The sequence below is a fragment of the Paeniroseomonas aquatica genome (assembly GCF_030409335.1).
In the GTDB taxonomy this organism is placed as follows: Bacteria; Pseudomonadota; Alphaproteobacteria; order Acetobacterales; family Acetobacteraceae; genus Belnapia; species Belnapia aquatica.
The window spans coordinates 1-14,767 of the sequence record NZ_JAUFPN010000155.1; the positions used below are offsets into that span (position 1 = coordinate 1).

14 protein-coding genes and 1 tRNA gene are annotated in these 14,767 nt (G+C 62.1%); 10 read left to right on the forward strand and 5 right to left on the reverse strand.

Translation table 11 applies throughout. The annotated features are described in order from the left end of the window. The first annotated feature begins 248 nt into the window (after positions 1-248). Complete coding sequence (locus tag QWZ14_RS16695; protein WP_290317900.1) at positions 249-728, forward strand: GFA family protein; 480 nt, start codon at positions 249-251, stop codon at positions 726-728. 298 nt (positions 729-1,026) lie between these two features. On the opposite strand, the gene QWZ14_RS16700 is transcribed toward QWZ14_RS16695, so the two are convergent. Together QWZ14_RS16700 and QWZ14_RS16705 are read right to left on the reverse strand one after the other, a co-directional pair. Next, a tRNA-Ile gene (locus tag QWZ14_RS16700) sits at positions 1,027-1,098 on the reverse strand. Positions 1,099-1,121: 23 nt separating this feature from the next. Next, the gene (locus QWZ14_RS16705; RefSeq protein ID WP_290317902.1) at positions 1,122-2,261 is read right to left on the reverse strand and encodes a replication initiation protein; all 1,140 of its coding nucleotides are present in this window, start codon (positions 2,259-2,261) and stop codon (positions 1,122-1,124) included. A 1,140-nt stretch (positions 2,262-3,401) separates the two neighbouring features. Here QWZ14_RS16705 and QWZ14_RS16710 point away from each other — a divergent pair. Further along, positions 3,402-4,529, forward strand: a complete 1,128-nt coding sequence (locus QWZ14_RS16710) for a hypothetical protein (protein ID WP_290317903.1) — start codon at positions 3,402-3,404, stop codon at positions 4,527-4,529. A 247-nt stretch (positions 4,530-4,776) separates the two neighbouring features. Here the strand turns inward: QWZ14_RS16710 and QWZ14_RS16715 are convergent, their stop codons facing one another. Continuing rightward, on the reverse strand, positions 4,777-5,133 hold the full coding sequence (locus tag QWZ14_RS16715) for a winged helix-turn-helix domain-containing protein (RefSeq protein WP_290317904.1): 357 nt from the start codon (positions 5,131-5,133) through the stop codon (positions 4,777-4,779). 211 nt (positions 5,134-5,344) lie between these two features. Here QWZ14_RS16715 and QWZ14_RS32100 point away from each other — a divergent pair, with 211 nt between their 5' ends. The 8 genes from QWZ14_RS32100 (at position 5,345) to QWZ14_RS16750 (ending at position 12,319) form a co-directional block, all read left to right on the forward strand. Then, positions 5,345-5,803 carry a hypothetical protein gene (locus QWZ14_RS32100; protein WP_408903700.1) on the forward strand — a complete coding sequence of 153 codons (459 nt, stop codon included), beginning with the start codon at positions 5,345-5,347 and terminating at the stop codon, positions 5,801-5,803. Next, positions 5,804-6,733: a DUF3800 domain-containing protein gene (locus QWZ14_RS16720; RefSeq protein WP_290317905.1), complete on the forward strand. Its 930-nt coding sequence runs from the start codon at positions 5,804-5,806 to the stop codon at positions 6,731-6,733. It abuts the gene before it with no gap. A gap of 338 nt (positions 6,734-7,071) precedes the next feature. Continuing rightward, positions 7,072-7,761, forward strand: a complete 690-nt coding sequence (locus tag QWZ14_RS16725; protein WP_290317906.1) for a recombinase family protein — start codon at positions 7,072-7,074, stop codon at positions 7,759-7,761. 14 nt (positions 7,762-7,775) lie between these two features. Beyond that, on the forward strand, positions 7,776-8,054 hold the full coding sequence (locus tag QWZ14_RS16730) for a hypothetical protein (protein ID WP_290317908.1): 279 nt from the start codon (positions 7,776-7,778) through the stop codon (positions 8,052-8,054). Continuing rightward, positions 8,051-8,377 (forward strand): hypothetical protein, encoded by a 327-nt coding sequence (locus QWZ14_RS16735; protein WP_290317909.1) that lies wholly within the window; start codon positions 8,051-8,053, stop codon positions 8,375-8,377. Before QWZ14_RS16730 ends, QWZ14_RS16735 begins: the two co-directional genes overlap by 4 nt. A 112-nt stretch (positions 8,378-8,489) precedes the next feature. Next, entirely contained in the window at positions 8,490-8,669 is a 180-nt protein-coding gene (locus QWZ14_RS16740) for a hypothetical protein (RefSeq protein WP_290317910.1), read from the forward strand. A 3-nt stretch (positions 8,670-8,672) separates the two neighbouring features. Beyond that, positions 8,673-9,374: a hypothetical protein gene (locus QWZ14_RS16745; RefSeq protein WP_290317911.1), complete on the forward strand. Its 702-nt coding sequence runs from the start codon at positions 8,673-8,675 to the stop codon at positions 9,372-9,374. A 701-nt stretch (positions 9,375-10,075) separates the two neighbouring features. Then, entirely contained in the window at positions 10,076-12,319 is a 2,244-nt protein-coding gene (locus tag QWZ14_RS16750; protein ID WP_290317913.1) for a hypothetical protein, read from the forward strand. Positions 12,320-12,330: 11 nt separating this feature from the next. On the opposite strand, the gene QWZ14_RS16755 is transcribed toward QWZ14_RS16750, so the two are convergent. Then, positions 12,331-13,554, reverse strand: coding sequence for a P-loop NTPase family protein (locus QWZ14_RS16755; RefSeq protein WP_290317914.1), 1,224 nt, complete (start codon positions 13,552-13,554; stop codon positions 12,331-12,333). Between the two features lie 419 nt (positions 13,555-13,973). Next, entirely contained in the window at positions 13,974-14,585 is a 612-nt protein-coding gene (locus tag QWZ14_RS32015; protein ID WP_353959317.1) for a ParA family protein, read from the reverse strand. Between the last annotated feature and the right edge of the window lie 182 nt (positions 14,586-14,767).

Here is a 14,767-nt window from a genome sequence, read left to right on the forward strand (position 1 = left end):
GGCGGAGCAAAGCGTTTAATCGCGTACAGCTTCTAAGCGGGATGGAGCAGGAACACCGCAAACGGCCCGCTACAGCAAAGTTCGACCCTGAGCCGACTCTCGCCCAGACTTCGGCGCCGGGAACATCGAGTTTCGCTAGCGGGCTGATGGTTCCGGCTGTGCGGGTCGGTTGGGGCGAGAGGAAGTCTCGATTTCGTCCGCCGAGTGGCCGAAACTCCTGCCTCCTGGGAAGACGGGGAAGGCGACCTATGAAGCTCCCGCAGACTGGCGGCTGCCTGTGTGGCGCCGTGCGCTACGAGATCACCGGGCCGCCGCTGGTCACCTACACCTGCCACTGCACCGTCTGCCAGCGGCTCACCGGTAGTGCCTTCTCCTCGGCGGTGGTGGTCGCGGCCGAGGCGTACCGCTTCGCGGGAGGCGAGACGCTGTCCTTCGAGCGCCTCGCAGACAGCGGGCGCACGGTGACCCGATGGGTTTGCGCGGGTTGCGGCACCTGGATCTGCAACGGGGTGAGACCGGGGACGGCGCCGCCGGGCGGCTTCGTCGCGGTGCGGGCGGGCACGCTCGACGACACGTCTTGGCTGCGCCCGACTGCGCATTTTTGGACCCGCAGCGTCCAGCCCTGGGTCGTGCTGCCGGAGGGTGACACGTGCTTCGAGACGCAGCCCGAGGATGGCCTCGCATGGTTGCGGTCCATCGGGAATCATCAGCGCCGATCCGACCACTAGCCCAAGGAGCCTGTGAAACCGTGTGCGCTATCGAAGGTCCGAAATCCGCCCTTCTGCGACCATCAGCCGGTGTCCCAATTGAACTACCGCCGCCTGACGAGCCGCAAGCCCCTGTTTCCGTTTGGGCCTGTGCTGTTGCGGTTAGGCTGTAGTTCGATTGGGACGGGCTGACGGGCCGTGCGGTGGCCGCGGCGTTCCTGGTCTGTCGCGCTTAGGGTGAATCCAGCCTCCCTCCTATGTCGGGACCCCAATTAACGATGCTGGTTTTCCATCGTGTTACGAAATGTCCTGGTAATGATGGGGGCGGTCGGAATCGAACCGACGACCTAGCGGTTATGAGCCGTTGGCTCTGCCATTGAGCTACACCCCCCGGATACCCAGCCGAGGCCGCTACTACGACTTGGTTGGCGGACGACCCCGCTTCCGTCGCGGTGCCAGCTCATCATCGTCAACTTGGCCCGCTCGAGCTGCGAACGCGGCAGCCACGGGGTCTATGTGCTCCCGGTGGCGTGCCGCCTGACCCGTGAGCAACTGCCCTACGGTGCTCCGCATGGCCTCGACAGTGCCCGGCAGCGGCTTGCCTGCCCGCAGTTCGTCAATCGCGTGGTACAGCGTCGGGTCCCTCTCTCGCCCTACTACGTCCTGTGGAGCGGCGCCCTGCCGGCGCTTACCTGCTTCCGCGGCAGCTCGTAGATCCTTGACCAGCGGAGTTTCCGCCACCGCTCGCGCTGCGGCTTTCTGAGCCGCTTCGGATTTCGGTGCGAATGTGAGATCGACAGCCACCACGGGCCGCCCCTTATGGTGCGCAGTCCAGTCAAAAGTGAATGGCGCCAGAAAATCTATTTCCTTCTTAGCCGCTTCAAGCGTTTTTCGACGAAGATCGGTCCAGTTATTGTAAGCACTTCCCACGCCGAGGAACTCTCTTAGATCTTCTGTAGTCATAGTTATTTGCCAAGGAGGAGTTGCGCCGGCCTCCCCTTTGGCCTGCGTTCTCCACCAATACGCACACCCCAGTTCATACATTGCTATTGCGTATCTGGAGTCCAGCGCGAAATGCACCATGCGCTGTATGTCAGCATAGAGGTGGCTAGACTTCATCACCTGCTGCATCAGCGGGCCAAAGTGGTATCGTACTAGGCCGGCTGCGGCGTCGGGATAGGTGACATCTGCCAGCACAGCGCCTTCTCGCCAAGCGGGCATTCCGCGTTCGTTTGGCCCGCAGACGACGCCCAGCGCGTCAACCTCGACCCGGATCCGCAGCGTCGTCCGCGCCAGTTCCGAAAGGGCTTCGTCGACGCGATCCGTGCTGTCGTGGCCCGGGCCGCGCAGCTGACGCTTGGTGACCGTGTGTGGCTTGTTCTGCCAAGCGTCCCCTCCGGCATGCTGTAGCAGCGCCACGAGCACTTTCTTCGTGTTTGAGGTGAACCCGCCCGAGTTCACATAGCGGGCTTCGACCAACTCCTGGGCCTTAACCACGACGGGGTTTTCCTGCTCATCGCCGCGCGCCTGCTTGCGGTTATGGGCTGCTTTCATCGTCCTGCCCACCGGTGGGCCAGCCCAAGTACGATCAAGTAGGTCGCCATGGGGGCGACGCTGAGGAAGAGGATTTGCCATACAGGGTTATATCCCGACCCGACCTTGAAAAATCAAGTCTGGTCGCGCCCTAAAAGTCGGGATAGGTGCCCCATGAGGCGCCCTAAACGTCCGCTATAGAGGGGAAATCAGGCCCCAAACGTCCGCTATACAGGCCCCAAACGTCCGCTAATCCACAGGGTAAGCTATTGATAATGAACGCTTCATTCCCTCCCGAATCTTAGAGCCATAAGAATTAAAAAAAGGAAGGCGGACCCGTGCATTAACACCTGTGGACAACCTATTTTTGAGGTTTCCAGGAACCATAGGCCCCACGAGAAAGTGGGTATAGCGCGGAAAATCAAGCAAATACAAAAGCCTAAGGTGGTGCGACACCGCACCAACATTGCGAAATCCTCGAATCGAGAAGGCAGCAAAGGGTCTGGGGAGACATAATGAGGCTCGTAGCAATCTAAGCCTTTGATTTGGCACATAAAAAGCCGCCCAAAAAGTCGGGATAGGCGCTCTAACCCCGACAAAACGCCGGTTGAGTGGCTGCAAAAGGGCATTGGGGAAAGAGGCTATGCCGCTATTCGTCACTCAACCCGGCAGTTGCCAGACGGATAGACAGTTAGCACTGGGAGTTTCCGGTTTGAATACCTCTGGAACACGCCTAGGACGGTCACAGGGCGGCAGTAGGCTTCATCCTGCCCTGACCCACGAGAGCGTCACCTAGAAGGGCTATAGGTGGCTTCTATGGCCTTCCTTCGGGCAGCACAGGGTGGGCAGCTGGTTTATGCGTACCAAGATCTAAGTTCGTGCGTCGGGACCGTGGACTTCGGTTGACCGCGTGAGCCAGCCGAAACCAGACTTACTCCGTCACTTCTTCCGCTGCTCGCGCGCTCTGCCGGTTACCGGATCAGCCAAGCAAGCCTCACAGAGTGAACCCATCATCTCGGGCTGGAGAATCTACTTGACACAATATGGAGAATCTATCGACTGGTTTACGACTAGATGTTGTTTTTGCTAGCCTTCTGTCTGGCTTATCGGTAACTAACTGGTTCGAGCTTTCCCTGTTTCCTCGAGTCATTGGATACCTGAATGGCCGATGGTTCCTCCCTTGGAGGCCCTTACCAAACCCCGCCCTCGCCGGAAGACGAACGCATCCTCGAACCACTTCGGCGCCAGAAACCCGAGGAAATTCCTGGACTTCTTTGGGCCGCGCCGGACTTCTACTCGCCGGACCATAAGATCGTCCGCACCTTCTCAATCGACAGGAAGAAGCGCCCAGGACTGGACTTCGTCCCCTGCGCGATTTGCAGCAACAACCATCCAAAATTCCTCGAGGGCGCCGTATTATGGTCGCCCGACGGCTGGCTCCGGGTCATCGGCCACATCTGCGCGGCGAGGCCAGAGCACTTCGGCGAGCTGCGTTATAGAAGACTGAGGAGGCTGCAGGAGCAGGAAACCCTCGACAGCATCGCGTTTAACTGGTTGCACGCGAACGCGTCCGCGGTACGCCCGCTCATCGTCGCGCTTGAGGAATTGCGGCAGGCCGCGCTCTTCATCGAGCGACAGCAAAAGGCGTTCTTCCGTGACGTCCGAGAACTGGCGGAATTGCTGGAAAACACAGTCCGCCGCTACGGTGGCGCCTTAGCCGTGGAGCAGGAGTCGGAGGGCGCCCGCCTCGTCGCTGAGGCGGTGTCGCACCCTAGGGCGGCACGCGCCCCGCAGCGCCGCTACGAGCTGGTAAACCTCGGCACCCTGCAGGGTCAAGCCTTCCTGATCCGGCCACGTACAAAGCGTTCCCAGCACCTCGAAGGCATTATCGAGGCCCTTCGGCGGGTTCCAGAAGGCGAGGACGACCAACCCCTCCTCGAGCTGATCGACAAAGGCGGCGAACAGGAAATCACTATCACGGCGGGTCTCGTTTTCCGTGCCATGCAGCGAGCGCTAAAGTTGGCGGAGCAGTGCGCCGAGGCGACACGGTTCGTCTCAAACGACAACCTGAGGACGCTAGAGGCGTGGGGGCAGGACGGCCGGAATCCGCTGAAATTCACCATCCGGCGGCATGGCACCGCGGCGGTCGGCTTCCGACTGGTGGACCTAAGCCAGGTCACCCTGCCGACTGCTTGGCCCCGAGTGCCCGACCTGCCGGAGATGCAAGCCATTGTCGGCGCCGGGATGGCACTCGATGCGCTACTGCCAAAATCCGCCGGAACCGGCTAGAGCCCGGACCGTGTGGTGGGCCTGTAAACCGCCTCCTAGGCGGAGCGGCAGGCGGAACTTCGCCCCGCCAAGGCCGATGAGGCCGCCGGCAGGGACCGCGCTGTGTCACCCTGGGGCACGGATCCTGTCAGCGGTATGTCATGGCCGGAGTTTTCCGGCCGAGGGCTCGCACCACTCATGCGCCCACCTCTCTATGGCAAAAAATCATAGCGCGGGACAGCATGGTCAGGCCGGAGATTGCAGGGCGTCAGACCTTAGGGCTGCTCTCCGGCAGCGCGCGGGCCGCGATCGCTGCCAGGTCATCGGTGGCAAGCGCCGCCACGGTGGCCTCTAGGCGGCGGTACCGCGCGAGCAGTTCGATCCCGAACGAGGTCAACTGCGCCCCGCTGCCGCGAGTCCCCCCAGGCACAGCGACGACGACCGGCGTGTCGAAGGCCGTGTTCATACTATCGAGCCGGGTCCAGGCCCGTTTGTAGTCCATGGCCATGCTACGGGCGGCAGCCGAGATCGGCCCGCTGTCGCGCATGCTCTCCAGCAGCGCCGCCTTGCCGGGGCCGATCCGCGCTTCGGACGCAAGCACGACGCTGAGCCTTATGGTCGCCATTCGCCGACCATACCGAAGCTGGCTAGGCCTTACACCACCGCCTCTAACCTCCTCGCGCGCTGTTCCTCGCAGAAATACCAAACCTTCCAAACGCATTTTTTGCGACGCTAGTGTCGCATGTCCTCTTAGTATGAATATTCAGTATGGACTACGTCGCCGGCTTCGCATATTGCCTGCTGCACAGTTGGCGCAGGCGGGTGATTCGGGCGAAATGAACTCCTCAGAGACCAGTGCGAACGAAACTCATCAGACAAACGACAAGGCCCGAACACTCGCTGCAGCCAAGTGGGGTGATGCTTTGGATGCAGGCTTCCAGATCATTCCTAACGTTCTTGTGCGAGGGCAAGCAAAGCTGGGCCTCGACGCTTTGGATGTTGTCATCTTGCTGAATGTAAACATGCATTGGTGGCAGCCCGAAGATCTACCGTACCCTCAGCCCCGAGTAATCGCGAGTAGGATGGGTGTATCAATTAGAACCGTCGAGCGTCGGTTAGAGGTTTTGGAACAAAAGGGCCTGCTACATCGGCTAGCTCCCGAGAAGCTGCCCAAACAAATCGCCCGTCGTCGAATAGATCTTGGTGGCCTTATAAACCGATTACAGATTTTTTCTAGGACAAACCTTTCCACTCGAATGAAGAGATCAGAACTCGATACGAGCCTGGAGGCGTAAGTGGGTTGGTTTCTTTTCGTCGACGAGTCCGGGCAGGATGGGAAAGACTCGCCCTATGAAGTGCTCGCCGGACTGGCCATCGAGGACAGGCAACTCTGGCGCCTGATCCAAGCCCTCAAAGGCGCTCAGGAAGAGTTCTTCGGCTTGCGCCTGTTCGATGCCTATGGCGTTGAGGCAAAAGGCCAGAAGCTATTGAAACGCAAGACTTTCAAGCATGCCGCCCAAAAACCGCCCTTGCCGGTAACGGAGCGCACGAAGCTGGCTTATATGGCGCTTACTGATGGAGCGAACGTCAAAGGCGATCAGCTTACCGCTCTTGGCCAAGCAAAAATCGCTTACGTTGAACAAGCCTTTAACCTCTGCATCCAACATGGAGCCACGGCCTTCGCAAGCATCGTCCCGAATAATATGGTTCGGTCAGAGTACGATTTTTTGCGAAAGGATTACGCTTTCTTATTCGAGCGTTTCTATCATTTTCTTAGTACACGTCCAGAGTATTTGAAGCCAATGGGGACAATAGTTTTCGATGAAGTCGAAAAACAGCAGAGTCAAATACTACTAGGACAAATGGAAAGGTATTTTTTGCATACTAACAAGGGTCGACAACGCTCTAGTCTAATTATTCCAGAACCGCTTTTTGTCCATAGTGATCTAACGACTATGATTCAGATGGCTGATTTGGTCGCGTATGTCGTGAGTTGGGGAGTTCGTCTTGGTGGCGTCCGCCCTATGGTGGCGCCCCATCGTAATGAGCTTGAGGGCTTCGCTCGTCAGGTGTGCCGGTTGCGTTATCACGACACCAACCCAAAGGGCTTCGACACTTGGGGATTTGTGGTGATCGGGGAACTGAAGGCCGCCAACGGCGACGAAGGCCTCGAAAACGAAAAAGGCAATGCAAACCTTTCGGTCGACAAAGCCTCCGCTGCCTAGATGGCACATTTGGAGGCGACATTCAAGCTCTCATATGGAGAGCGAAGCGGGAGCGGGCTTGTTTAATGCAGAAGCAGAACACAAAGCACTTATCTGACGTATAACCCTCGTCTGCATGAGCCTTCTTGAGCCCCTGAGGCGGCGGGTAGGTTCAGCGGTCACCGCATTTGCGCACCAATGCTCTGCTCCTCCTTGCCAACGGGCGTGTGTGCAGCAGCCCTGCTGACCCCAGCCATTCCTCACCGCGCCATTTGTATCTTCACCCACCTATGACCGTTGATGTATGTTGATATTGAAGTAAGAAGACCCCGCTATGTTGGCCGGAGGGGGAGCAGACCATGCCTAGCTATGTCGCCTATCTCCGCGTCAGCACCGCCGGCCAGGGCCGCAGCGGTCTCGGCATCGAGGCGCAGCAAACCGCGATCGACGCATACATTCGGCCGGGCGATCACCTGTTGCAGCCGCCCTATGTCGAGGTGGAGAGCGGCCGCAAGGCCGATCGACCGCAGCTCGCCGCCGCGATTGAGCGGTGCAAGCGGACTGGCGCCACGCTGCTAGTCGCCAAGTTAGACCGCCTCTCCCGCAATGCCGCCTTCCTGCTGAACCTGCGGGATGCCGGCGTCGAATTCGTCTGCGCTGACATGCCCGGCGCCAACAGGTTGACGGTCGGGATCATGGCCCTGGTTGCCGAGGAGGAGGCGCGCATGATCTCCGCCCGCACCAAGGCCGCGCTCGCCGCAGCCAAGATCCGGCGTGCGGCAGCCGGGCTGCCCGGTCTCGGCGGCGATCGCGGCTACCGACCGAAGCACCGCCCCGATGTAGCCAAGGCCAGCCGAGCACGCACCCAGGCGGCCAACCACGCCGCGCACCGCGTGCTGCCTGTCATCCGCGAGCTACAGGCTTCCGGCCTGTCTCTCCGCGGTATTGCCGCCGAGCTAGCCAAGCGCGGCATTCCAACCCCGCGCGGCGGAGCCTGGACCGCCGCTCAGGTTTCTCGCTCGATCCAGCGCACCACCGAAACCGCTTAACCAAGAGGGCAACCATGACCGCCACCGTCACAGAGCTTTTTGCCCGCGAGGCTTTCTCTCCGACGCTCCGCCGCGCACTCGACGAGTTCGCTGCCGCGCAGGCTGGCGCGTACCGGAACAATCCCGACTACACGGCACACGTCGAAGCAGCCGACAGACTACTCAGCGTATTTGCACGGTCGGAAGGCCCGCTGGACCAATGTGATTTAGATCTAGTGCGGTCCGCGGTTTTCATTTCAAGCATTTCGCGCCTGACGTTCGGCTTGGCCACCACAGAGAGGACCGCACCATGACAGTCACGACCCTCACAAACGCAGAGGACCGCATCGCCAGCTGGGCGCTTGGCACCGAGGGCGGTAAGTCCAGCTTGGCCTGTGCCGAGCTCTATTGGACCCTGTCGGCCGACGGTCCAGGATTCTCGCTCGGGCGCATACTTGCGAGCCTAGACGCTGAGCGGACAGCATGGGCGCGAGACGCGTTCGGCCTGCTGTGCGCCGGCCAGTGGACCGGCAGGCACCGCGCGGCCATTGCCGCCGCCTATCCCACGCTAGTCGAGCATCACTCAGCTCTAAACGATGCCAATCGCACTATCCGCCGACAGATCGAAGCGGCCTGAGCGGAGCCGCGAGGAAGGGGCATTATTTTTGCTACTTGGGGTTTTGCCCTTGGGCGCCATACTGAACCCGACGACGCACCCGATGTGTCGCCCTCAGCAACACGAGGCACCCATGGCAACTTCACACACCTTCGACTGCCCCATGATGGAGCAGCTAGGCTTTCAGTTGCGGCAAGCCACGCTGCGCCAGGAGCGGGCCAGCACCAGCCAGGAGCGCCAGCAGGCCAAAGCGGACGAAGCCGCGATCCGCGCCGAGATCACCCGGCTGTCCCCTTCTCGCCGCAACGGCTGACCCATGGACGCCACCGCCGGCCCTCGCATGGTCGATTCCGACGACATCCTGGGGCTGATAGAACGGCTCCGGGAGGAACACCCCGAGCGCGCCTGGCCAACTGATCGCCAAGCCAAGGCGGCCGTCCTGGCGACGTTCCAGATTAGTGTCGGCAATGACCGCCTCCGCGCCCTCCTCAATGAAGCTCGCAACTCCGACCTTCCGACTGACCACGAGGCGGACGGCTCAGAGGCGCACCCTCTGGCCTCGGCCGAGAGGATCCGTGCCCAGGCTGCCAAGGCCGCCCGGGATCGCCGGTGGCGGCGGAAGGTGGAGGCCATGGGGCACGTCCCTGACCAGACGGACGACCTCCGCAGGCTATTCGCACGGGCGGTGCAGCAGGCTCGTGCCAGTGACGACCCCACCGAACAGATCATTGCTCCCCTGATCCGCGCCTTCGAGCAGCACGAGCAGTCCCGGGTCGCTCTCCTGACCAAGCCCGACCTCGCCGCAGCGGTGGCGGCCCGAGCGCCCGAACCCGACGTTGGACCCGACGATGACCCTGACGACCTAGAGCTTTTGTCCCTAGAGGTGGCCATTGCTCAGGCCAAGGCCGCCGAGCTTGAACCTGACACCGCACCCGATGTTGCCACCGGCGCCTTTGCTTTTTCCGGGGCTATTGCACCCGACGATGAACCCGATGACCTCGACTTTCTGACCGTGTGATGCGTTCCTCCGCGTGGTACCACAATGGCTCCGCCGCGGCCCCACTAGCGCCGTAACTGCACCCGACACAGAACCCGACGCCACCCTGCGGACGTACCCCTGAAACGGAAACTCTTGACGGAAGCCAGGCGTAGACGGTAAACCGTCTAGCCAGGCCAGGGGCTTCGCCCCGTGGACCCCATCGCCGCCGCGGCGACGACCAGGAGGGGAAAACCCCCCTGGACCCCCAAGCAAAGGAACGCCGAGTTTCGCCATGGCTAATACCGCGCTGACCCCCGCTGCCGCTCCCGCCGAGGCCTCGCGCCGCCGGCCACGTGGCGCTGGGGTCAACCTCAAGTCGGAGGCGCGACAGACCAAGGGGCTAGTCTCGGCCCGTCTCCTGCCTGCGGACAAAGCGCGACTGGAAGCCAAGGCGGCCGCCGAAGGCGATGGTCCCTCCACGTATGTCGCCAAGCTCATCCTGCGCGACCTGGGCGATGAGCCTACCAAGACCCCCCGAGGCAAATTCCCGCCGGCGACCCCTGCTAAGGCTGACGCTGCGGTGCTGTCGGCTGCCCTGGGACGAGCCACGGGCGCATTGATCCAGTTCGCCCAGGCGTCCCGCCAAGAGACGGCCCACCGCGACATGGCCCTGCACGCCCAGGCAGAGGAGGCTCTACGGCTCCTGCGAGAGTTGCACCCCCAGGTAGCGGAGGCCGCCCGTGTTTTCCGGCGCCGAGCGGGGTAGTGGCGGGCCGCGGCTGCGGCGCCACCTCCTCAACAGCACAGCCAATGAACAAGTCGTGGTTGGCCGCGGGCGCAACCTCGTCTGCGAGGATCTGGGCCACCAGCTGGACGAAATGCGTCTCAATGGAGGGGCCTGCCGGACCCAGCGGACGCTCTATCACATTCACCTAGACCCCGACCCGCTATGGTCTGAGGAAGCCCGGCACCAGGGGGAGGCTCTGTTTTGGGCTAAGTTCGAGCGCGAGTTCGGCCTGCAATCCGCCGCCTATTCCGAGGTCCGCCATCTTAAGCACGGCCGTTGGCACGCCCACAGGGTCTACGACCTGGCAGGAGGCAACCGGCGCATTGCCGAAATGAGCTTTGACCGCTACCGCCGGCAGCGCTTGTCCGCCGAAGTCGCCTACGAGCTGGGCCAGGATTGCCCCTCCATTGCCCACCCCCGGAAGGTCATCGACGAGCTTCGGAAGATGGGCCGGGACGACATTGCTGACTTTGTGCGGGACACTTGGCGGAAAGCCCCAGACCCCGATCGTGATGACCTGATGCCAAAGGCTTCCCGCCGGCGCCGTGATGGGATTGACCCGGAGACGGCTCCCTTCGTTGCCGCGGCGATCAGTCCCAAGCGCCGGATGCAGCGGGACCGGACCAAGGTTGAGCCGATGGACGTCGGCGCGGTGGCCCTGGCGGCCCTCCGCTCTGGCGACAGTGGGCCTGCCCGTGTAGCTGCCCTGCGGGATGCCGGCCTGCCGGTTTACCTGGGCGACAAGGCCAACCGCCAGGGCGAGCGTGTCCCCGTCCTTATGGACGAAAGCCGTAACGTCCACCCGCTGCTGCGGACGATCAACGCGGCCCTGAGGGCCCGCGGCGAGAAGCCGCTGGTAAAAGCGGATCTGATCCGCCTCCTGGCAGGCGCCGAGATCGCCCCGCTGCCGGCCGCTGGTGCTCGTGCGACGCCAGCCAGGAAGCTCAAGGCGACCCCCGCTCGGCAGCCTGAGGCTATCTCCGAGACCGCGCTGGTAGACCTCGACGATATCGAGCCAGAGGCTATTCGAGCCGCCGCCGACGCCATGAAGGCCGCTTCGGTGGACCTCGATAATGTCGGGCCGGAGACCATCCAGGCCGCCGCCGAGGCCATGGAGGCCTCCAAGGCCGCCGGCCCGAACCCCTACGTGGACGGGCACACATTCGATGGCGCCTGGCGCGTGGCCTTTGGCGTCCCCGGATATCAGCAGCCTCAGGTTGCGCCCCGAGCGACCATCAAGGAGGCCCCTGGCAGCGTCGAGGAGGCCCCCAGGGCCGCCAAGGCGACCACCCCGCCACCCGCCGCGGTTACGCCCCACCTGGCAGCCGCCTCGCCCCCAGCGATCGGTGCCAACCTCTACAGCGCGGATTGGGAGGCCGAATCCTGGTGGGCATCGGTCATCGCTCAACTGCGGCGTTGGCTGCGGGGCGAGGAGGATACGCCGCGTTTGGTGGAGCGTCCTGGGCTGACCCCACAGCCGACGGCTATCATTCCCGACAATGCAGCGCTGCTGGCGTTCATTCACTACGACGATGCAGACCGGTGGGTTCTAACCAGCCGGCTACAAAGGGTGTTCGGCAATGCTGGCCTCACTAACCCTGCTGAAGCCGCGGTCCTGCTAGTACAGCTGCGCCAGGGCACGATCGCCCGGCCATGGACACCCGCCACAAACTTCACTCCCCGCCAGCACCATGCGCTTCAGGTCCGGCTGGCAGAACTCGTGGCGCTGGAGCAGCGCATCACGAATGCCCCGCCGCCAGCCGTCGCCCCGATCGACAAGCTATGGCTACAGCATTGCCAGATGCGCCATGCTGCGCTCATGCGGCGCACCGAAGGCGACCTAGCGAAAGCCCGGGGCGCTCTCGATGCAGCTCGTGCAGTTGGCGACAGGCAGGGCATCCGCCGGTGGGAATCGGCCTTGTCGATCCTGGCCAATGAGCGGCACCGGCTTGAGCATCGGCTGCGCTATGACCGTACAGGCAAGCGCGTGGACCAGGCATGGCAAACCCTGCAGAGCGACGTCGCAGAAGCGCCTGGACTGCTGCACGAGCTACGGCAACGCCAACTCGCGGGCCTTCGAGACGAGCGGGCAAGGGTAGCCGCGGCGATCCGTGCTAGCGCTCCCATGCCCCCCCCAGACCATCGCTCGACGCAGCGGCCCAACGATGACGACACGAGCGACGCTAAGCCTCGCTAACGGGCAGGTAATTAGCGGCGAGAAGGGCGGGCCAGCACTTGCTTTATGCCCATTGGGGCGACGCGGTCGCTGCCAACCTCGATCACCACGTCGGCATTGGATGCAATCCAGTCGTCGAGTTTGATTGATGGCTCAAGCGCATCCGAAGCCACGATCTGGCCTCCGAAGACGTGCCCGACGCTGAGCTTGTACTCTTCTTTATGCTCCCAACGCAGATTGGGTATGACGATGTGGTCCGGCCGAAGGGCCTCGGCCGCCCGCGCGACCTCCCTGAACTCCGCCCCCTTCCTACCGCGCTCATAGGTAAGCACGACGCTGTTCCGCGGGAGGCAATCGGTCTTGATCATGGGATCTTGCTGATTGCGGTCCTCGATTACGACAACCTTGCGTCCCACAGGAATCGACCGGACGAACATTTCGACGAGTTCAATGCGCTCCCAAAGAGGCATGGCGCACAACATGATGTTTTCTTTGTTGTCCAGCGCAGCTTTCAGCCTCGCTCCCACATCTTCCGACACGACGGTTAGGGACCGCGGAGCGTTGTTAGGGTCGTATGGCTTGGTGTTGTCGAAAAGGCCTTCGGCGGCCAGCATTGCAAGCGACTTCACTTCACGGGAACTCATACGGAAGAACAGCCCACCCGGAGCATCAATCACAGGGGGGCGCAAGACCTCGAGGCGCACTCCTGCATCGAATCCACCCCGAGCGACACCTTGGTCTCCGGCGCCAATAGCGACGGACGCCAGATCCACGAGTTTCCCAAGCCGGACCGTGTCAAGGGCCGGCCATTCGCACCACTCCCAGCCAGCGCCGGCTTGCATCCAAGCTCCGCCGGGCCTGTCGACGCTAATGGCAGACACCCTCCTCTCCTCGATCGCGGTACCAATCGGTCCTAGAGCACTCAGCAATTCGTCGCGCACCAGCGTCGCCGCCTCATCGCCAATGGTGCGGAACCCGTTGTCCGTTATGTCGATTGTCCGATCCTGAGCCGCAGGATTCGCCGGTTCCGTTGCTCTCATCACTCCCTCCAGCACCATTGCCACCATCGCTGACGCGCTCGCAGCGCCGCAGGCCTCGGCCTGCGCCTCGTAGTAAGCCCGCACCTTCGGATGGACGCGCACACTCAGCGGCATGGTGGCCGCATCTTGGGGAACACGGGCCGCCATCGCGGCGCCGGCTTGGGCACCGCGAGCGACCATCAAGTCGAAGAGCTCGTTCAGGGATGGGAAGCGCATTAACCCTCGTATTCAAATGATGCGATACGTACTCATATGAGTACAAAAGCTGATGTGGGCCTGTCAAGCGGTTGCCATGCGTCGTACACGCCTGACGAGACGCCTAGGACTGTGTTGGACAAATTTAGGTACGTACGTACCTAGGGTATTAGGCGCCCTCGCGATCGAGAAGCTCAGCAATCGCGCGAGCTGCGACAGACTGGTGCGTGACCCGCTCGCCACGCTCCTCAGCTCGCAGGCAATAGGTGCGGAGCCGTAAATAGATTCCGCGGTCGATTTTAACCGTAAGCGCGGTTTGCTGCCCGCTGACCGGCGTAGGGGGAGACGGCGTAGCGGGTACAGGTTGAGGGGCGGGGGCTTGAAAAGGCGTAGCTGCGGCTGCGGTCGCCTTAGGGACCAGCATCGTGCCGAGGTCCCCTTTAGGTCGGGACATGCTTAGCTCCTAACATATCTACGTAGGTACGTAGTTGCGTGACTTCTTCAAAGCTCTTTGTGCCTGGATACTCGCAAGCTGCGGTGCCAGAAACAGCAGCTGTTGGGTAGTCGGTGCGAAACCCGAGAGTAGTAGGCGCGAGCCGGCCTATGGCTGCCAATTGGCGAACGGTACCGTCTGCAAGTCGTGACCGGGATGGCGCTTGGGTAAGCAAGAAGGCCCAGGCCGGATGCCTGGCGAGCATCCCGGCGGTAGCAGCCGCAGCAACCAAGTCGTCGGGGCTGGGACGAACCGGGACTAGGACGGCGTCCGCCTCCATGGCCACTTGCTCGAGCCAAGGGGGAACGCCTGGAGGCGCGTCGATCACGAGCTCATCGAAGCCGGCGTCGGCGATCGGCTGCCAGGCACCGGGGGCAGCAGTTACTAAAGCAGGAGCATCAGCCTCACGGCGACCGTACCACGATGTGAGTGATCCTTGAGGATCTAGGTCGATCATGGCGACGCGGCGGCCGGCAAGGGTGGCAGCAACGGCAAGCTCACGCGCTGTGGTTGTTTTTCCAGATCCACCTTTTGCGGAGTAGACAAGAATGATGCGCATTTGTGCAGGCTAGCTGATCTCACCCTATCTACCTACTGGAACACTGCTGCACGTAGTTACGTAGATACGTACATACCTGGCTATGTAAAAATTATTATTGTCGCTCAATGGGGGTCCCGACATAAGGCGGAGCCTGGAATCACCCTAAGAAGCTGTACGCGAAATGAGTTGGGATGGTCGGG